The organism is Agrobacterium tumefaciens (assembly GCA_025560025.1).
Classification (GTDB): domain Bacteria; phylum Pseudomonadota; class Alphaproteobacteria; order Rhizobiales; family Rhizobiaceae; genus Agrobacterium.
In genome coordinates, this window is record CP048485.1 from 1,296,217 (window position 1) to 1,315,369 (window position 19,153).

The window sequence follows — 19,153 nt, forward strand, 5'->3', positions numbered from 1 at the left end:
CGTCGTCTTTGATGTGCAATGGAGTGACAGGACATTGTCCCCGCCCCTATTTTTTCCGCACATCCAGCGGATTTCGGCAAAGCGGCCTGCGAAATATCATCGCCACATAACTTCCCTTCAGGGAAATCAGGCTCGGCGTGTAAGTCGAAACCTTTGCCGCGTTGGCGGCCTTTATCGTTCTTCCGTCAGAGGAATTCTGCTGCATGGCACGCCTCCTTCCATGAGCCATAACGAAAATACGCGGCTCTTGTTCCGCATCGCATCTCTCTTCCCCCCGAGATGGGCTAAAGCGTAGCCGCTTGTTTCTTCTCCCCGCCGGGGAGAAGGTGGCCCGGAGGGTCGGATGAGGGGGCAAGCTCTCCGCACACCTCTACCCTCGCCCCCTCATCCCGCTGCCGCGGACTTCTCCCCGGCGGGGAGAAGAAACAGGCGGCATCCTCCCCGTGACATCGACTGCCTTAGCAATGCCTCACGCTTGAAAATTTCACCCAAAACCTCTATATGCCTCACCGCGAGGACGACCTCGGCCATCATGGCGACAGCATGCGGGACGGCCCGGTCACATACCGGAGAATAAATTGCGCTCCCTGCAAGATCGTATCCGCCACGCTCTCAGCTTCGAAATCATCGGCCTTCTGCTGGTCGTGCCGCTCGGCGCGCTCATTTTCGGCATGCCGATGGAAGATATCGGCATTGTCGGCCTGGTCAGCGCAACACTCGCCACCGCCTGGAACTATATCTACAATCTTGGCTTCGACCATGCCATGCAGCGCCTGAAAGGCACGACGCTGAAGACGCCCGCCATCCGGGTCGCACACGCGCTGCTGTTCGAACTGGGCCTGCTGATCGTGCTGATGCCCTTCATCGCCTGGTATCTCGGCATCAGCCTCGCCCACGCGCTGGTCATGGATATTTCCTTCGCGCTGTTTTACGTGGTCTATGCCTTCGTCTTCAACTGGAGCTACGACCGGATCTTCCCGCTGCCGGAATGGCAGTCGCAGGATGCCGTCTGATCGGCATGGCCGAAGGCAGGAAAAGGCTGCGTTTCAGTGCAGAGACGCCTTGAAGAAGCGGACGACATCGGCATTGAAGCTGCGGTGAAATTCCGCCCGGTCAAAGCCTGGAATGTCGCTGCAGATTTGCGGCGCGGCCTTTTCCATCTCGGCGGGGCAAGGCGTGATGAACGAAAAATGTCCCGCGCCCGTCACCGTCCGATAATCCGGTTTCACCGGCAGATCATCGCGCAGCCTTGCAATATCCTGCGGCGCAACGCCATCGCCGCCCCGCTCCGAACTCCAGAGCTGGACGGGAATGTTAAGGTTCTGCAGGTCGTCCGAACCCGGAAAGACGTTCAGGGGATCAGCCACGACCACGGCCTTCACCCGCGCATCGTGAACCCGATCCCCGGGAACTGCGCCCCTGTCCCGCATCTGCGCGCACAGCGCCGCTTGTTCATCGGGGCACGGCAGGCCCGCATTTGCGAAATCCGGCATGCCGCCGGCAAGCACCAGCGCCGTATAACCGCCCCGCGAAAATCCGAAGACACCGACACGGCCGGTATCGATGAACCGGGCCTCTTTCCAGTTTGCCAGCATATGATCCAGCAACCGAACGACGTCCGCCGGCCGCTCGGTCAGCGCGGAAAGCTCGCCTGCCCGCTTCATATCAAGCGCATTGTCACCGGGATGATTGAGAGCCGCGACAATGAAACCGGCGTCCGCCAGCGCCGCCGCCATATCCCGATGGCTGAAATAGGTGCCGGCGAAACCATGGGAAATGACGACAAGCGGATATTGCCCGTCGACAACAGGGCAATCGCGCACCGCAGAAAGCACGAAGGGGCCGATCCTTGTCTCCACCGGCGCTGCCGCACAGGGCGACCAGACGGCAGCCCTGATGGGCGCTTTGCCATCAGCGGATGGAACCTCGATCAACTGCAGTCCGGCCGCAAGGGCGGCACCGGTTCCCGAGAGGACGGAAAGAAGCATGAGGCAAAGCAACGCCGGAAATCGCATGATGAACCCGCGGATGGAGAGACTGCGCGCAAGGCCGGGCATCACCCGACCTCTCCCGAAGATAGGCTAATTTCTTATATCGGAAATGACCGTCGCGAAGATTCAGAGCGACTTCAGCGTCCAGGCCACGATCTCGCGTGTGGCGGCGGCAAAGGCCTGATCCAGCGCCTTCACGAAATTGGCGTTGCCGGAACCGCTGACGCGGGCGCTGGCGCGGAACACGTCCTGCGCCTTCACCGTGCCATTGCGGTCATTAAGCAGCTTCACCGATATTTCGATATTGGCGATATTCTTCGCCGTATCGATTTCGAATGCGCGAATATCGGTCACGACCTGATAGTCGATTGCCAGCCCCTGCCCCGGCCGGCCGACGCCGCCGAGCTTGCCGGTATCCTCGAAGGCTTCCACCAGCTTGGATTGCACCATGCGCGGCAGGCGGTCGCTCCATTGCGAATTACCGAGATATTGCACCTCCGAGCCGGAAAGGCGCACCACGATGTTTTCGCTGTCGAGCGCCTTCAGGGCAGTCGGATCGGCGATCAGCAACTGCCGGTTTTTGAGCGAAGGTCCCTGCGCCACCGTTGCCGAAGACACGGAAAGATCGAACGTGTCGTTCTTCGGCGCGCCAGCGCAGCCCGCCAATAAAACAGCAAGCAGCGGGGCCAGAATAAGGGCGCGGCGTTTGTGGCCGTTCATCAATCGTGTCATTGGCCCATACCCCTCTTAGCGCCTTGTTCTGCCGTCATATTGTTTCACGGTTTCGCCGCCGAAAATCAACCGCTGCGGATCGCGGTCGATATTGGTGATGGCATTGTTGAGATTGTCGACCGTGACCCGCGTGCTGCCGATCAGCGCCTGGAAATCCTTCAGGCCCGAACTGGAGAAACGGGTCAGATTGTCGGCAATCGGCCCGATGCGGGCATTGAGATTGTCAGCCACAGCCTTGAACGATGTCAGTGTTTCGCGCGCCTTGGCAAATAGCGAATTGGCGTCATCGGTGCCGAGCATGCCGTCGACCTTGGCGAGAATGCCGTCGACGCGGCTGGAGGCGAGGTTCAGCTTGCGGCCCATGTCGGTAAAGTCGGAAACCGCCTGGTCGATATCGGCACGGCGAGCGCCGACATCGTCAGCGATCCGCTTGAAATTCGCCACGGCGTCACGCGCATCGGCGGTCGCCGCGGAAACATCCCCTACCACGGTGCTGACCTTGGCGGGATCGACAGAGGCCAGAAGCTCATCCGCGCGCTTCACCACGGTCTGCACTTCCGTGCTTGCCGCTTCGAAATTGCGCGCCGTGCTCTGCACCGTCTCCATAATGCCCTGAATATCGCTGGAAGCGGAAGCAACATCCTTCGTCACCTTGTCGACATTCGACAGGATGGAATCGATCTTGCCGGCATCCACGGCCTTCACCAGATCCTCGATGGCGGTGAGCGTGCCGTCGAGACGCACCGAAACCGACTGTACCGTTGTGGAAAGCGAGCTGAGGCTTGCAATGAAATTCTTGATGCCGTCGGAATTGGCCGCCAGCGCATCGGAGAATTTTTCGGCATTGCGCACGGTCTGCGTCAACGGGCCACGCGCATCCTGCACGAAACCCTGCAATTCGCCGATGGCCCCATCGGCGCGTTTCAGTATTTTATCCGCCGTGGCGAGCAGGTTGGTGACGCTGGAAAGATCGGCCGTCAGCTCGGCCGGAACGCCGCTTTCGACAGCCTTCTGCAGAATGCGCTCGCCATCCTTGTTACCGCCGGAAAGCTCGATATAGGCAGCGCCCGTCAGGCCCTGAATTTCAAGCACGGCGCGGGTGGACGGGAAAACCGGGGCATCGGCCTGCACTTCGGTAAAGGCGATGGAATAGGCTGGATCATCGCGGTCAATGGCAAGACCGCGCACGGTGCCGACCGGAATGCCGTTGAAGCGCACGGGAGAACCGACGGAAAGACCGTTCGCGGAGCCGGGAATACGCACGACGAGCTGCGCCGTCGGGCCGCCACGACCGAATTCCGCCATCCAGTAAACGAAGCCGAATGCGGCGGCGATCACGATCAGCGTGAAAATTCCGACTATGGTGTAGTTCGCCTTGGTTTCCATGCTTCTTGTTACTCCACCGGATTTTCGTGTCTGCCGTCCGGAAGAACGACAGAGCGCGCCCGTTTACCGCGGAAATAGGACTGCACCCACGGGTCGTCGCAGGCGAACATGTCCTGCAATGTCCCTTCCACCAGCACCTTCTTCTGGCCCAGCACCGCAATGCGGTCACAGACGGAGAACAGGCTGTCGAGGTCGTGCGTCACCATATAGACGGTCAGGCCGAGCGAATCACGCAAGCGCGCGATCAGCATATCAAATTCCGCCGCCCCGATGGGATCGAGGCCGGACGTCGGCTCATCGAGGAAGACGAGGTCAGGATCGAGCGACAGCGCCCGGGCGAGCGCCGCACGCTTGATCATGCCGCCGGAAAGCTCGGATGGGTACTTGTCACCCGCATCGGGCTTCAGCCCCACCATCTCGATCTTCAGATAGGCAAGCTCGTCCATCAGCTTCTTCGGCAGATCAAGATATTCCCGCATCGGCAGCTGGATGTTTTCCTTCACCGTCAGGCCGGAAAACAGCGCGCCCTGCTGGAACAACACACCGAGCCGCTGGTCAAGCATCATGCGGTCGTCTTCGCTCGCCTTGTCGTAATCAGTGCCGAGAATGCGGATCGCACCCGCCTGCCGCGGCAGGAGCCGCAGGATCGCACGCATCAAGACGGATTTGCCGGCACCGGAGGGGCCGATGAAGCCGAGGATTTCACCGCGATAGACATCGAGGTCGAGATTTTCGAGCACGTTGCGGCCGTTAAAACCGACGGTCACGCCCTCGACGGAAAGCACCACCTCGCGCCCGTCTTTCCCGGTTCTGGTCTCCTGCGGTTTCTGGTCCAGTTTCTCCAACGCGCCCTCCCTAAAAATCGATGGCTGCGTAGAAGATGGCGAAAAGACCATCCACCAGAATGACGACGAAGATCGACTTCACCACCGAGGAGGTGACATGCTGGCCGAGCGATTCGGCCGAACCACCCACCTTCATGCCCTCCACCGCCGCGACGATGCCGATGATGAGCGCCATGAACGGCGCCTTGATCATGCCGGCGGCAATGGTCGATTCCTCGACAGCGCCGTGCAGACGCGACAGGAACACTTCGAAAGTGATGCCGGAATAGAGTAGCGCCACGATGGCCGCACCGAAAAGCGCTGCAAAATTGGCAAGAATGGTCAAAAGCGGTAGCGCGATGGTCAGCGCCACCAGCCGCGGAAACACGAGCACGCCGACCGGGTTGAGACCGATCACCTTCAGCGCGTCGATTTCCTCGCGCATCTTCATCGAGCCGATTTCCGCCGTGATCGCACTGCCGGAGCGGCCGGCGATCATGATCGCGGTCAACAGAACGCCGATTTCGCGCAATTGCAGAATGCCGACGAGATCGACAACGAAGACTTCCGCACCGAAATAACGCAGCTGGAACGCGCCCTGCTGGGCGATGATCGCGCCGATCAGGAACGACATGAGCATGATGATCGGCACGGCGCGCACGCCCATATGGTCGATCTGGTTGACGATTGCCGCCGGCGAGACGCCACGGCCGCGCCCGAGCTTCATCTGCGCGCCGCGCACGGCCGAGCCGAGAATATACATGCCCGCCAGGAAATCCGCGCCGTTCTGGATCACGGCCTGACCGATCGGCGCGAAGATGCGTTCCACCAGTCCGGGCTTCGCAACCGGCTCGCCCACCATCTCCGCCTTGTCAGGCAATTGACCGATGACGTCCTCGATCCGGTCGTTGCCGGTGAGCGTGACCGTCGCGCCGTTCGCCTCAAGGTCCCTGCGCAGGCGCTGGATGATCCACGCACCTGTCGTGTCGATGGCTTCGACGGCGGAAAGATCGATCTCGACGGCGCCGCCGGATTTGCTTTTTTCGATCCGGTCGAGGCTTTCAAAAATTCCGGAGAGATTGCTGTTGCGCCAGGAACCACTCATGACAAAACGCAAGCCGCCGCCGGAGACGCTGTCGTCTTCGGTGATTGCGGCCGGGTTCGCCTGTTGCCGTGTGTCCTGTTCTTGCATAATGCTCCGAGCGAGTGCAGCCGTCACGAGATTCTTAAAGGTTTCATAACGTTTTGGCCTCCGGCAGGCCACAGTGACGGCTGACAATTCGTGATAAATTTGGCGTCATGTGTCTTTTGCCGCCCAATCGGAAGTGAAAAAACATGCCCCGTTACCTTCAAGCCACAACAGAACGTTTTCCCGTCGCCGGCAGCTTCACCATTTCACGCGGCACCCGCACGCATGCGGATGTCGTAACGTGCACCATCCGCGATGGTTCCTTTACCGGCATTGGCGAATGTGTGCCCTATCCGCGTTATGGCGAAAGCATCGAAGGCGTCATCGCCGATATCGAGGCGATGGCGGAACAGATCGCCGGCGGCGTGACACGGCAGGAACTACAGCAGGCGATGCAACCCGGCGCCGCCCGCAATGCGGTCGATTGCGCGCTCTGGGACCTCGAAGCCAAGATCAGCGGCAAAACCGTTGCCGAGCGCATCCTTGGACAGGCGGCAAAGCCGCTCGTCACAGCCTACACCATCTCGCTTGCCGATCCCGAGACCATGGCCGCGAAGACGGCGGAAAATGCAGGCCGTCCGCTGCTGAAAATCAAGACCGGCACGGCGGATGACGAAGCGCGTCTAAGGGCCGTGCGCGCCGCCGCACCCGAAGCGCGCATCATCATCGACGCCAATGAGGGCTGGAATGACTATAATATCGAATATTATCTGAGACTTGCGGCAGAGCTGAAGATATCGCTTATCGAGCAGCCGCTACCCGCCGGCAAGGATGACATCCTCGCCCGCATCGACCATCCGGTGCTGATCTGTGCCGACGAAAGCGTGCATTCCACCAAGGACCTCGCCGCCCTGCGCGACCGTTACGATGCGATCAACATCAAGCTCGACAAGACCGGCGGCCTGACCGAAGCGCTCGTCATGAAGGCGGAGGCCGAAAGGCTCGGCTTCACCATCATGGTCGGTTGCATGCTCGGCACCTCGCTCGGCATGGCGCCTGCGGTGCTCGCGGCGCAGGGCACGGCTTTTGCCGATCTCGACGGACCGCTGCTGCTGGCCGAGGATCGTGAGCCGGGGCTGGTTTATGAGGGTTCGCTGGTTTATCCGGCGCGGCCGGAATTGTGGGGGTAAGTCGTGGATATTGAAGGCAGAGAAAAACGATAAGGCGCAACCTCGCCGCTCGTTTCTTCTCCCCGCCGGGGAGAAGGTGGCCCGAAGGGTCGGATGAGGGGGCAACGCTAGCGGTATACGGAGAGCTCGCCCCCTCATCCCGCTGCCGCGACCTTCTCCCCGGCGGGGAGAAGGCAAAAGACGCACCCGCTCGCCTTAAATGACGGAAGGGCTCGTCTATAAGGAAGGCGTGGTTATCCGGCCCCGCCGGAATTGCGGAAGTCTCGCCCAGGCACCGCATGCCAAGGCGGCATCTTCTGCGTGCCTTACCCAAAGAGTCACAGGGAAGATTGTAGAACCTCTCCTCCGTCATGCCGGACTTGATCCGGCATCCAGCCACGGCGCGTCTGCGCGGTGAGAAGAGTCTTGCGCGATCAAGGACTTGATCGCACTGGATCCCGGCTCAAGGCCGGGATGACGGTGTGCAGATATTGCCACTCATGGCAGACGGTATTCCATACGAGCATACCTTCAGCGCCCGTCAAACGCCCCCAACTCAGGCCGCGTGCTTCCCGATCAGCCCCGGAATATTCACCGGCTCCATCTCGTCCGAAGCATGTTCGGCGGTAACGTCGCTCGTCTGCATCCAGGTGATCAGCTCGAAGCTGCCATCGGCATTTTCGGCGATCGCCGTGCAGCTCTCCACCCAGTCGCCGGTATTGATGTAGCGGATACCGTCCATGTCTTCCATGACTGCATGGTGAATGTGTCCACAGATGACGCCGTCGACATTGTTGCGCCGTGCCTCGTCAGCCACCACGCGCTGGAATTCGCCGATGAAGTTGACAGCGTGCTTGACCTGCAGCTTGGCCCAGGCCGAAAACGACCAGTAAGGCAGGCCGATGCGGCGGCGCACGGCGGCAATGGCGATGTTGATGGCGATCGCCGCGTCATAGGCCCAGTCGCCGAGATAGGCGAGCAGGCGGGCATTGCGCACCACCACGTCGAACTCGTCGCCATGGATGACCAGATATTTCTTGCCGTCGGCGGCCTCATGGATCATGCGCTCGGCCACTTCGATGCCGCCGAAATGCATGCCCGGAAATTCCCGCAGGAATTCATCGTGATTGCCGGGAATATAGACGATGCGCGTTCCCTTGCGGGCCTTGCGCAGCAGCTTCTGCACCACATCGTTGCAGCCCTGCGGCCAGTACCAGCTGCGGCGCAGGCGCCAGCCGTCGACGATGTCGCCGACGAGAATGATCGTCTCGGCCTCGTGATATTTCAGGAAGTCGAGCAGATAATCCGTCTTGGCCGCCTTGGAACCAAGATGGACATCCGAAATGAAAAGCGTTCTGAACTGTCTGGTTTCGATTTGACCGGCCACGGATTTCATCCCCCTGTTCGGTTGCGTCCCTGCGGCTTTCTTACCTCTCAGAACCAGACTCGTGTTTCAGCAACATGACAGAGACGGGTTTTTGTATGGAATATGACTGATGGCTTCACGAAAACGCGAATAAGCCATGGCCGCATTTGCATAAGGTGCGGTCAAATAACGGCTGTACCACGGGGAAGTTTGTTGTATTCAGGGGGCCGGAATTGAACCAGACATGACGGTGGAAGAATGACCTCTCACGATAAGAACAACACGCCCGCCAACACGGCAAAGGCCGACATCGAGGAACAGGCGCTCTTTTTCCACCGCTATCCGCGCCCCGGCAAGCTGGAAATCCAGGCCACCAAGCCGCTCGGCAACCAGCGCGATCTGGCGCTGGCCTATTCGCCGGGCGTCGCTGCGCCCTGTCTCGCCATCCATGAGAATCCCGAGATGGCGGCGGACTATACCGCCCGCGCCAACCTCGTCGCCGTCATCTCCAACGGCACCGCCGTGCTCGGCCTTGGCAATATCGGCCCGCTCGCCTCCAAGCCTGTCATGGAGGGCAAGGCCGTCCTCTTCAAGAAATTCGCCGGCATCGACGTCTTCGACATCGAGATCGACGCGCCCGGCATCAATGACATGGTCTCGACCATCGCAGCGCTGGAGCCCACCTTCGGCGGCATCAACCTTGAGGACATCAAGGCGCCGGAATGTTTCGAGGTGGAACGCCAGCTGCGCGAAAAGATGAACATCCCGGTCTTCCACGATGACCAGCACGGCACCGCGATCATCGTCGCCGCCGCCGTCACCAATGCGCTGGAACTCGCCGGAAAATCGCTCTCGAGCGTCAAGATCGTCGCCTCGGGTGCAGGTGCGGCAGCCCTTGCGTGCCTCAACCTGCTCGTTGCCATGGGCGCGAAGAAAGAAAACATCTGGGTCCACGACATTGAAGGCCTCGTTTATGACGGCCGCAACACGCTGATGGACGAGTGGAAGGAAGTTTACGCCCAGAAGACCGACAAGCGCGTCCTGGCCGAAACCATCGACGGCGCGGATGTCTTCCTCGGCCTTTCCGCCGCTGGCGTGCTGAAGCCGGAACTGCTGGAGCGCATGGCGGAAAACCCGCTGATCCTCGCGCTTGCCAACCCCAATCCGGAAATCATGCCGGAGGCTGCACGTGCGGCCCGACCGGATGCGATGATCTGCACCGGCCGTTCGGATTTCCCGAACCAGGTCAACAACGTTCTCTGCTTCCCTTACATCTTCCGCGGCGCGCTGGATTGCGGCGCAACCACGATCAACGAGGAAATGAAGATGGCCGCCGTTCAGGCCATCGCCGAACTCGCGCGTGAGGAAGTCTCCGAAGTCGCGGCAAAAGCCTATAGCGGTGAAACCCCGATCTTCGGCCCGAACTACCTCATCCCCTCGCCCTTCGATCCACGCCTCATCCTGCGCATTGCACCCGCCGTTGCCCGTGCTGCTGCCGCAAGCGGCGTCGCCGCCCGGCCGATCACCGATTTCGAAGCCTATCTCGACCAGCTGAACCGTTTCGTCTGGCGCTCCGGCTTCATCATGAAGCCGGTCTTCAATGCCGCCAAGGCTGCCGAAAAGAAGCGCATCATCTTTGCCGAAGGCGAAGACGAGCGTGTGCTGCGCGCCGCCCAGGTGCTCCTGGAAGAAGGCACCGGCATTCCGATCCTCATCGGCCGTCCGCAGATCATCGAAACGCGCCTGAAGCGCTTCGGCCTGCGCATCCGCCCGCATGCGGATTTCGCCGTGGTCAATCCGGAAGACGATCCGCGCTACCGCGATTACGTTGATGACTATTTCGCCCTCGTCGGTCGCGCCGGCATCAACCCGGAGGCGGCCCGTACCATCGTGCGTACCAACTCCACCGTCATCGGTGCGCTTGCGGTGAAGCGTGATGAGGCGGATGCGCTGATCTGCGGCCTCGAAGGCCGTTATGACCGCCACCTGCGCGACGTGAACCAGATCATCGGCAAGCAGGAAGGCGTGCGTTCCTTCGCCGGCCTCAGCCTGCTCATCACCCAGCAGGGTGCGCTGTTCCTCACCGATACTTTCGTGAATTACGACCCGACCTCCGAGGAAGTGGCGGAAATGGCCATTCTCGCGGCCAAGGAAATCCGCCGCTTCGGCATCACGCCGAAGATCGCCCTCGCCAGCCATTCCAATTTCGGTTCCCGCGATTCCGAAAGCGCCCGCAAGATGCGCCGCGCCCTGAAGATCGTGCAGGAAGCCGCACCGGAACTGGAAGTGGACGGCGAAATGCAGGGTGGCTCGGCGCTGTCGGAAGCGCTGCGCAAGCGCGCCATGCCGAACAGCGTGCTGACCGGTGAAGCGAACCTGCTGGTCTTCCCGAACCTCGATGCCGCCAACATCACCCTCGGTGTCACCCGCACCTTGACGGAAGGCCTGCATGTCGGCCCGATCCTGCTCGGCACGGCCCTGCCCGCCCATATCCTGTCGCCCAGCGTCACCTCGCGCGGCGTGGTCAACATGGCGGCGTTTGCCGTGGTGCAGGCCTCGCACCCTTCGGTGTGATAGAGGCCGCATTAACGCAATTTTGAACAGGCTGTTGCCGCATTGCGGCAACAGCCCATGTTATCTTCCTGAAACACGGATTTCGTGAAGTATAACGCCCCTGCCACCGGCCGGGGACATCGAACGGATCGAACAATTGACCCGCCGCAGCCGCATCATCGGCCTCCTGCTTCCCCTTGTTTTCGTCGCCCCGGCCGCCGCTTTCGCGGATCAGGTCTGTGATACGCTCTACGCGCAATTGCGCGAGCCGCCCCGCGTCATCGGCAATACGGCCGAGGTGCGGCGTTATGCCAATGCGCTCGCCCGTCAGAACATCGTGATCCGCAAGATCAGGAACGACCTGCGCAGCTATGGCTGCTCATCCGGCAGCGTCATCGTCTATGGCAGCCCCAATGCCGGGCTCTGCGCCGAGATCGGCGATGCGCTGGTGGATGCCGAAGCCGAACGCGATGCCATCATCCGCGACCGCGACGATGCCATGGCGGCCGCGCGTGACAATGGCGGCGACGTCAGGCGCCAGCGTATTCTCGCCGCCCTCGATGCCAATGGCTGCAGCACCGTGCCGCAAACGGAAACGCAATTGCCTCCGCCGTCACCCGATGTGACGCGTTATCCCGACGCCTTCCGCCAGCAGGGCAATCAGCCGGGACAGGCCGGGCTTTCGCCCTACCCCAACGCCTCCGCCGAGGGCGGGCTTAGAACACTCTGCGTGCGCACCTGCGACGGCTCGTTTTTCCCCATTGCGTCCAACGCCTCGCCGCTCGATTTCCGCGCCCAGGCGGAGCAATGCCAGAAAATGTGTCCGGGAACTGAGACGGAGCTTTATTTCCACTCCATGACGGATCAGGAAACGGCCGACATGGTGTCTGCCGAAACCGGAAAGCCCTACAAGGACCTGCCGACCGCGTTCGCCTACAGGAATGCCTCGGCAAAGGCGCCGGGCTGCGCCTGCAACATGGCCGCCTATCACGATGAAATGCAAAAGCAGGAAGAGGCAGCCCGGCCGGAAGCCGAAAAACCCTATTCCGGCATCACCACCATCCCATCACCGCAAGGCGACAAGGCTCCGAAACCCGCTGAGCAGCAGCAGGCCGCAAAGCCGCCGGAGCAACCGGTTCCTGAACGCGACTACGACCCGAACGACAGCAAGGTCCGCGTCATCGGCCCGAAATTCCTGCCCGACCAGACAGGCCGGATCGACCTCAAAAACCCGGCATTGAAGGGCATACAGCCGCAGCAATAAACGCGCCGCGATGTTTTAAGCCGGCTGGCAACCGCAATCGGATTGCGCCGCATCCCTGCGCGCTGCGTCCGTCATCTGACCCGCTTTGATCCACGATCGGGCATTGAGCGACATATAGTCTTCACCTCGTTTGCCGGCAAATATTCGCACACAACCGTTACGCACAAACGCGATTGACTTCCCCTAAAAGGTGCATACTATCGAGAAATCCACTTAAAGTGGATCAGCACTCAAAGTAAAATACAGACCGCTCGCGCGGCTTCGGCCCCGCGCGCCCTTCATGCATCTCCAGACGAAGACGTCGTCCATCTCAGCCCGAGTGGACGATCAGAGTTTCATTGCCTTTTGAAGCCCACAACCATCAGGAGTAAGCCATGACATCCATTCAAATCACCGCCACCGGCGTAAAATTGCTCGATCCTTTCGTTCCGGTCATCGCCACTTTGCCGACAGGCGAAGCAAAGGAGTCCTATTCCATCTCCGTTTCCGGCATGGGGCAGCTGACCGGCATTTCCTATACCGTTCCGGCCCACACCACCGGAAAGATCAAGGCCCAGCTGCAGATCTCGGCCCTCTCCAGCCAGGATGTGAAGGACCTCAACGCACTTGCACTGGGAATGCTGGAAGCGTCCTATCGCGAGGAGATCAACGAATACGAAAAGACCACCGCCAGCGCCAACCTGTCGGTCTGGACATGGTTCTTCGGCGGCGGCGGCGCGTCGGCATCCTATGAAAAGACCAGGCAGGAAATGCGCTCCAAGGGCCTGACCGAACAGCAGATCACCATGCTGATGGATGCCTTCCTGGAACGCGCAAAAAACATGTCAACCGTCGAGATCGAGTTCTACGTGAACAATCAGAACAACGACTACGCTGTCTCCGGTGACGTCTATCTCTACACCGTATCCGGCACGATCAGCACTGAAAAAGGCACCTCCCAATACCGCATGCTGGCCGATCAGGCAGCAGCCGGCGGCCCTCCGCCCGCAGGAGGCGGCGCGCCGTCCAGCGGCAAGATCATTCCCTTGAACTGATGCTTGCAATCCCGTGCGGCGCTGGCCTCCACCCCGGCGCCGGCGCCGCCCGGTCGACATCCGTTTTCACCCTTTTACCCATGAGGCAAGCGAATGACTTTCGAGGAACTCACCGCGCTCAAGGAGCGGCACTACCACCAATTGACAGGCATACCCGGCGTCACGGCAATCGGCGTCGGACTGCTTGAAGACGACACCGGCGAACTGACCCAGGAGCTGGGCCTGATCCTCTACCAGCATGCGCCGGAAGCATCGCTGCAGGCAAGCCTGATGACGACACTCGGCGGCGCGCCGGTGCAGGTGCGGGAGGGCTCTTTCATACGCCCGCATGAGGCCTTGAGAACGCCGCCTGTTCCGGGAACGGAATTGAAGGATCATCCAAGACGCCTCTCCGACAATCCGCGCGAGAAGATCGTGGAGCCGATGGTCGGCGGCATCAGCGGTAGCCCGGATTACTGGTCGTGGACCGATACCGTCGGCACCATCGGGCTGGTCGTCAGGGCCGCCAATGGAGCGCCGCTGATCGTGAGCAATGCGCATGTCATCTGCCGGGACAATGGACAGATCGGCGATGACGTCTCGCAGCCGGCACGCACCTGGCTCGGTGATCTCGCCGCCAATATCGTCGCCCTGCAGAGGGGCAACATCGTCTATCAGGGAACCAGCTATGGCGTCGATGCGGCCGTTGCCAGCCCCACAAACGGCCGGCTCGCCACCATCGGCGCGATCTACAACCTTCCCTCACCGGTGGGAGCAGCCGTTGCGGCACTCAACATGAATGTCACGAAATCGGGGGTGACGACGAACATCACCAATGGCGTCGTTTCCGGCTTTTACGATGTGCAGCAGCCGAACATGCGCAACCAGATCGGCATATCACCCCGCCGCGCCGGCGAGGTTTTCAGCCAGCCGGGCGATAGCGGCAGCGCCGTGATCGACACGGCGGGCAACAACGTCGTCGGGCTGTTTTGGGGCGCAAGCGCCCAGGGCACGATCAGCCTCGCCAGCCCCATCCAACCCATCCTCAATCTTTTCAACTGCACCATCGTCTGACGCATGAAAAACGTCTGACAGATGGAAAACCATCCTTTCCGAGCGCTCATTCGGGAAGGGTGCCCCCCAAAGCGAAGCCGCTCACCCACCCCACCGGTTGCGGAACACCAGCTCTTCCAGCGGCACACGCTGCCGCCAGCCCTTCACCGCCAGTTCCGGCTCGGTGTAAAGCGCATCGACGCGGCCGAGGCACAGCCAGGCCACGATTTCGATATGGTCGGGAATGCCCAGAATGGTGCGAATGTCGCTATCATGGAAAATGCTGACCCAGCCGACACCGATGCCTTCGGCGCGTGCCGCAAGCCAGAGATTCTGGATGGCGCAGACGGTGGAATAGACATCCGTGCGCGGATTATGGGTGCGGCCTAGCACCACCTTGCCGCCACGCGTCGGATCGCAGGTGACGCAGATGCTCAGCGGCGCCTTGCGGATGCCTTCAAGCTTGAGACTACGGTAGAGCGTCTGCTGCTCGCCCGTAAACATCGCCGCCGCCTCCTCATTGGCGCGGCTGAAGGCCACAAAGGCAGCCTGCCTCACGGCGCCATCGGTAACGAGCGTGAAATTCCACGGCTGCATGAAGCCGACGGAGGGAGCGGAATGCGCAGCCCGCAGCAGGCGCTGCACCACCTCTTCCGGCAAAGGATCGGGCAGGAACTGGTCACGTACGTCACGGCGGCTTTCAATGGCGCGGTAGATCGCCTCGCGTTCCTCGCTGGAAAAAGGCCGGGCGGGTGAAAGCGCGTGATCGAACGGATCGGCTTTCAATGGACCGGTGGCGGACGGATCAATCGGCATCGTTTATCCCCAACAATGCGGGCGCGGCTGTGCTGAAACCTTACCGGTTTTCGCCTGCACGACACGCCTCTTCAACAACCTGCCGCCGTCCACGCGGTTCGGTCTATCCCGTCAGGCCGGTCTTCTGACTCGGCTTCATCCGCCCTTTTCGCCTTCCCGAACTGCTTCAGTGGCTTGTGAAAAGGGCATCAGCCTCACAGCGCTGGGCACGTTCCGGTCTTTCACCGGATTCCCGATTCTCCCACCGCAACCGGCGGGCACCTGACGCAGAAAGCTATGGGCAAGAAGGCTTGCGAAGGCAAGTGTCTTGCAGGACTGTGCGGCAATGTGACCACGGCACACCGTCATAGCGGTCTTGAGCAACATCCAGACAGCCCAAGTCTTTGGGCTGAAAAGAGGCCTTTCGACGCGCAGACGCGCATCGGCTGGATGCCGGATCAAGTCCGGCATGACGGAAGAAGAATAGATCACGCGACAGGGAAATACCTGACATAGGCGAACTCATCCCCATCCGGTGACCAGTTGGGTGAGTTCATCGTGCCCTGCCCGCCAAAAAGCTCAAACAGCGTCTCGGCATTGCCGCCATCCATATCCATCAGCCGCACCCGCACGTCGAGGTCGCGCGGATGGTCGAAGACATCGCCGTCATAGGAGACGAACACCACCTTGTCACCTTTCGGAGACGGATGCGGAAACCAGTCGCCATAGGAACTGTCGGTGATCCGCTCGACGGCTGAACCATCCACCTGCACGCGCCAGATCTGCATCAGCCCGGTGCGGCTGGAATTGAAATAGACCCACCCGCCATCAGGCGAATAATCCGGCCCGTCATTGCGGCCTTCGCCATGGGTCAGCCGCGTCTCGACGCCGCTTGCTATATCCATCGAATAGATATCGAAGACCTGATCGCGAATGCCGCAATAGGCAAAACTTTTCCCGTCCGGAGCCCATCCGTGCCAGTAGGAAGGAAGGTTCTTCGTCATCAGCCGTGGCGCGCCGCCCGCCGAGGGCATGAGATAGATGGCACTCTTGCCAAATTCCACCTTGTCGGAAATGGCGTAGAGCGATCCATCCGGCGAAATGCCGTGATCATTGTTGCAGAGCGTGGCAAAGCCGGTATCGATCCTCTCCGGCGACGCATCACCGGCAAGGGACAGGCGGTAAAGCAGCCCTTCGCTGTTCAGCAGCAGATATTTTCCATCCGGCGACCAGTTCGGCGCTTCAAAAAGATCAGGCGTCTGCCACACCACCCGCATCTGCCGGGTGCGGATGTTGAAGATTTCGATGGAGCTGCGCATTCTGCCTCCCGGGCGTGTCCGTGTTCTCGCTCAAAGCGCCCGGCAATGCAGACATTCCGTTTGCATCCGCCATCGCCATGATTATGATCCTAGGGCGGCAGGCACCGTCCTGCAAATTCAAACCGGAAAAAACGCCAGCGCTCCGGCACCGTCCGTGACCCTTGCCGTTTCTCCCAGATCCGAGGTTCCGCGATGAATACCATCGCCGATCACGGCATCCGCTTCGGGCGGATCGCCGCAATGCTTCCTGTCAAAAACATCGAAAAGGCCCATGATTTTTATGTCGGTGTTCTAGGCTTCGAAAAAACCTTCGAAAACGGCAACCCTGTCGGTTTCATGATCCTCAAACAGGGTAATGCCGAGCTGCATCTGACATTGCAGCCCAGCCACAAGGCAGCGCCCTTCAATGTGGCGCATATGATGGTGAGCGATGTGGACGCGCTTCACGCAATCTGCAAAAGCCAGGGCTTGCGCATCATCAAGGGCCTGCAGGACAAGGATTACGGCCTGCGCGCCTTTGTGTTTGAAGACCCGGATGGCAACCGCATCGATGTGGGGCAGGTTATTTGAGATGAGCGAACGGCGCGGGGTTTTCTCCGCGCCGCTTGCTTAAACACGAAGGCTTGTTGTGGAACGAGCGCATGCCCCTTGTTTCTTCTCCCCGCCGGGGAGAAGTCCGCGGCAGCGGGATGAGGGGGCAAGGGCAGTGAGTTACGGCAACGTTGCCCCCTCATCCGACCCTTCGGGCCACCTTCTCCCCGGCGGGGAGAAGAAACACGCGGCAACGCCGGGCAGAACCATCCGCTACCCGCGCCTTCCTTCAATCACCGATCCCGGAACCGGTTGGTAATCGGATAACGCCGGTCACGCCCGAAGTTCTTCTTGGTGATCTTCACACCCGGCGCCGATTGCCGGCGCTTGTATTCGGCGAGATAAAGCAGATGCTCCACCCGGTGCACGGTGGCCACATCATGACCGCGCGCGAGAATCTCCTCGACCGACATTTCCTTCTCGACAAGGCACTCAAGAATATCGTCCAGCACCGGATAGGGCGGCAGCGAATCCTGGTCGGTCTGGTTGGGGCGCAATTCCGCCGAAGGTGCCTTGGAAATGATATTGGCCGGGATCACCTCGCCGGAAGGGCCGAGCGCGCCCGGCGGCACATTACCGTTGCGCCAGCTGGAAATGGCATAGACCTGCATCTTGTAGAGGTCCTTGATGGGATTGAAACCGCCATTCATGTCGCCGTAAAGCGTGGCATAACCCACCGACATTTCCGACTTGTTGCCCGTCGTCACCACCATCGAGCCGAACTTGTTCGAGACAGCCATCAAGATGGTGCCGCGCGCGCGGCTCTGCAGGTTTTCCTCGGTAATGCCCTCTTCCGTGCCTTCGAAAAGATCTGACAGTGCCGAGAGGAAACCTTCCACCGGCTCGACGATCGGCACGATGTCGTAACGGCAGCCCAGCGCTTTCGCGCAATCGGCCGCGTCCTTCAGCGATTCCTCCGAAGTATAGCGGTAAGGCAGCATGATGCAACGCACCCGCTCCTCGCCCAGCGCATCGACGGCAAGGGCGGCGCAGATCGCCGAATCGATACCGCCGGAAAGGCCGAGAACCACGCTCTTGAAGCCGTTCTTGTTCACGTAGTCGCGAAAGCCCAGCATGCAGGCGCGGTAATCCGCCTCCTCGCCTTCGGGAATTTTCGAGAAAGGTCCGCTTTCGCAGCGCCACCCCTCTTCCGTACGTTTCCAGTCGGTGACGGCAAGCGTCGCCTCGAACTGGCTCATCTGGAAGGCAAGTGTCTTGTCGGCATTAAAGCCGAAGCTCGCGCCGTCGAACACCAGCTCATCCTGCCCGCCCAGCTGGTTGGCGAAGACGAGCGGCAGGCCGCTTTCGATAACCTGCCGCAGCGCCACCTGGTGGCGCACGTCGAGCTTGCCGCGATAATAGGGCGAACCATTCGGCACCAGCAGGATTTCCGCCCCGCTTTCGGCCAGCGTTTCGCACACGCCCATCTCGTTCCAGATTTCCTCGCAGATCGGAATGCCGATCCTGACCCCACGGAAATTATAGGGACCGGAAATCGACCCTTCGGCGAAAACGCGTTTTTCGTCGAATTCACCGTAATTCGGCAGGTCGATCTTGTCGCGCAGCGCGATGATCTTGCCGCCATCCAGAAGCGCCACGGAATTGTGCCGGCCCGTCTCGCCCTGGCGCGGAAAACCGATGACGATGCCCGGCCCGCCATCGGCGGTTTCCGCCGCCAGCTCTTCCACGGCCTTCAGGCATGCCTTCAGGAAAGCCGGTTTCAGCACCAGATCTTCCGGTGGGTAGCCGGATATGAAAAGCTCGGTCAAAAGCAGAAGATCGGCGCCCTGTGTCGCCGCATCGGCCCTTGCCTCGCGCGCCTTGGCGAGATTGCCCGCCACGTCGCCAACGGTGGGATTGAACTGCCCGACGGCAATCCGGAGATGGTTCTGGATATCGTGTCTGTCGCTCATGGCTTTTCAATACCGCGCCCGTGCCCGCTCCGCAACGCGGCAATTGCATGGCGAC

At 60.7% G+C, this 19,153-nt stretch carries 16 protein-coding genes and 1 riboswitch; of the genes, 7 read left to right on the top strand and 9 right to left on the bottom strand.

The genetic code is table 11. The features are described from left to right. Positions 1-578: 578 nt before the first annotated feature. The gene (locus FY152_06410) at positions 579-1,013 is read left to right on the top strand and encodes a PACE efflux transporter (protein ID UXS31736.1); all 435 of its coding nucleotides are present in this window, start codon (positions 579-581) and stop codon (positions 1,011-1,013) included. A gap of 33 nt (positions 1,014-1,046) precedes the next feature. Here FY152_06410 and FY152_06415 read toward each other — a convergent pair whose 3' ends face one another. From FY152_06415 to FY152_06435, 5 genes are all read right to left on the bottom strand, one after another. Beyond that, positions 1,047-2,015, bottom strand: a complete 969-nt coding sequence (locus FY152_06415; GenBank protein UXS33229.1) for a prolyl oligopeptidase family serine peptidase — start codon at positions 2,013-2,015, stop codon at positions 1,047-1,049. A gap of 102 nt (positions 2,016-2,117) precedes the next feature. Continuing rightward, entirely contained in the window at positions 2,118-2,723 is a 606-nt protein-coding gene (locus tag FY152_06420) for an ABC transporter (protein ID UXS31737.1), read from the bottom strand. A 15-nt stretch (positions 2,724-2,738) separates the two neighbouring features. Then, positions 2,739-4,109 carry an MCE family protein gene (locus tag FY152_06425; GenBank protein UXS31738.1) on the bottom strand — a complete coding sequence of 457 codons (1,371 nt, stop codon included), beginning with the start codon at positions 4,107-4,109 and terminating at the stop codon, positions 2,739-2,741. An 8-nt stretch (positions 4,110-4,117) separates the two neighbouring features. Beyond that, complete coding sequence (locus tag FY152_06430) at positions 4,118-4,954, bottom strand: ABC transporter ATP-binding protein (protein UXS31739.1); 837 nt, start codon at positions 4,952-4,954, stop codon at positions 4,118-4,120. A gap of 10 nt (positions 4,955-4,964) precedes the next feature. Beyond that, positions 4,965-6,125 (bottom strand): MlaE family lipid ABC transporter permease subunit, encoded by a 1,161-nt coding sequence (locus tag FY152_06435; GenBank protein UXS31740.1) that lies wholly within the window; start codon positions 6,123-6,125, stop codon positions 4,965-4,967. 143 nt (positions 6,126-6,268) lie between these two features. Between FY152_06435 and FY152_06440 the strand changes: the two genes are divergently transcribed. Then, positions 6,269-7,252, top strand: a complete 984-nt coding sequence (locus FY152_06440; protein UXS31741.1) for a dipeptide epimerase — start codon at positions 6,269-6,271, stop codon at positions 7,250-7,252. A gap of 535 nt (positions 7,253-7,787) precedes the next feature. On the opposite strand, the gene FY152_06445 is transcribed toward FY152_06440, so the two are convergent. After that, entirely contained in the window at positions 7,788-8,627 is an 840-nt protein-coding gene (locus FY152_06445; GenBank protein UXS31742.1) for a UDP-2,3-diacylglucosamine diphosphatase, read from the bottom strand. A 228-nt stretch (positions 8,628-8,855) separates the two neighbouring features. Here FY152_06445 and FY152_06450 point away from each other — a divergent pair, with 228 nt between their 5' ends. The 4 genes from FY152_06450 (at position 8,856) to FY152_06465 (ending at position 14,501) form a co-directional block, all read left to right on the top strand. Then, positions 8,856-11,171 carry an NADP-dependent malic enzyme gene (locus tag FY152_06450; protein ID UXS31743.1) on the top strand — a complete coding sequence of 772 codons (2,316 nt, stop codon included), beginning with the start codon at positions 8,856-8,858 and terminating at the stop codon, positions 11,169-11,171. A 136-nt stretch (positions 11,172-11,307) separates the two neighbouring features. Then, entirely contained in the window at positions 11,308-12,414 is a 1,107-nt protein-coding gene (locus FY152_06455) for a DUF2865 domain-containing protein (protein UXS31744.1), read from the top strand. A 374-nt stretch (positions 12,415-12,788) separates the two neighbouring features. After that, positions 12,789-13,448, top strand: coding sequence for a hypothetical protein (locus FY152_06460; GenBank protein UXS31745.1), 660 nt, complete (start codon positions 12,789-12,791; stop codon positions 13,446-13,448). A 93-nt stretch (positions 13,449-13,541) separates the two neighbouring features. Further along, entirely contained in the window at positions 13,542-14,501 is a 960-nt protein-coding gene (locus tag FY152_06465; protein UXS31746.1) for a hypothetical protein, read from the top strand. Positions 14,502-14,582: 81 nt separating this feature from the next. Here the strand turns inward: FY152_06465 and bluB are convergent, their stop codons facing one another. After that, entirely contained in the window at positions 14,583-15,296 is a 714-nt protein-coding gene (bluB, locus tag FY152_06470) for a 5,6-dimethylbenzimidazole synthase (protein ID UXS31747.1), read from the bottom strand. A 96-nt stretch (positions 15,297-15,392) separates the two neighbouring features. Further along, positions 15,393-15,576, bottom strand: a riboswitch (cobalamin riboswitch). 187 nt (positions 15,577-15,763) lie between these two features. Further along, the gene (locus FY152_06475) at positions 15,764-16,594 is read right to left on the bottom strand and encodes a TolB family protein (protein ID UXS31748.1); all 831 of its coding nucleotides are present in this window, start codon (positions 16,592-16,594) and stop codon (positions 15,764-15,766) included. 192 nt (positions 16,595-16,786) lie between these two features. Between FY152_06475 and FY152_06480 the strand changes: the two genes are divergently transcribed. Next, complete coding sequence (locus FY152_06480; GenBank protein UXS31749.1) at positions 16,787-17,164, top strand: VOC family protein; 378 nt, start codon at positions 16,787-16,789, stop codon at positions 17,162-17,164. A 254-nt stretch (positions 17,165-17,418) separates the two neighbouring features. Here the strand turns inward: FY152_06480 and FY152_06485 are convergent, their stop codons facing one another. Further along, positions 17,419-19,098 (bottom strand): NAD+ synthase, encoded by a 1,680-nt coding sequence (locus tag FY152_06485; protein UXS31750.1) that lies wholly within the window; start codon positions 19,096-19,098, stop codon positions 17,419-17,421. Positions 19,099-19,153 lie beyond the last annotated feature (55 nt).

Bases quoted from the DNA above. Each gene is read 5' to 3' on its own strand.
- FY152_06435 (UXS31740.1), bottom strand. From the start codon at position 6,125: ATGCAAGAACAGGACACACGGCAACAGGCGAACCCGGCCGCAATCACC.
- bluB (UXS31747.1), bottom strand. From the start codon at position 15,296: ATGCCGATTGATCCGTCCGCCACCGGTCCATTGAAAGCCGATCCGTTC.
- FY152_06485 (UXS31750.1), bottom strand. From the start codon at position 19,098: ATGAGCGACAGACACGATATCCAGAACCATCTCCGGATTGCCGTCGGG.
- FY152_06420 (UXS31737.1), bottom strand. From the start codon at position 2,723: ATGACACGATTGATGAACGGCCACAAACGCCGCGCCCTTATTCTGGCC.
- FY152_06415 (UXS33229.1), bottom strand. From the start codon at position 2,015: ATGCGATTTCCGGCGTTGCTTTGCCTCATGCTTCTTTCCGTCCTCTCG.
- FY152_06425 (UXS31738.1), bottom strand. From the start codon at position 4,109: ATGGAAACCAAGGCGAACTACACCATAGTCGGAATTTTCACGCTGATC.
- FY152_06450 (UXS31743.1), top strand. From the start codon at position 8,856: ATGACCTCTCACGATAAGAACAACACGCCCGCCAACACGGCAAAGGCC.
- FY152_06465 (UXS31746.1), top strand. From the start codon at position 13,542: ATGACTTTCGAGGAACTCACCGCGCTCAAGGAGCGGCACTACCACCAA.
- FY152_06445 (UXS31742.1), bottom strand. From the start codon at position 8,627: ATGAAATCCGTGGCCGGTCAAATCGAAACCAGACAGTTCAGAACGCTT.
- FY152_06475 (UXS31748.1), bottom strand. From the start codon at position 16,594: ATGCGCAGCTCCATCGAAATCTTCAACATCCGCACCCGGCAGATGCGG.
- FY152_06460 (UXS31745.1), top strand. From the start codon at position 12,789: ATGACATCCATTCAAATCACCGCCACCGGCGTAAAATTGCTCGATCCT.
- FY152_06480 (UXS31749.1), top strand. From the start codon at position 16,787: ATGAATACCATCGCCGATCACGGCATCCGCTTCGGGCGGATCGCCGCA.
- FY152_06440 (UXS31741.1), top strand. From the start codon at position 6,269: ATGCCCCGTTACCTTCAAGCCACAACAGAACGTTTTCCCGTCGCCGGC.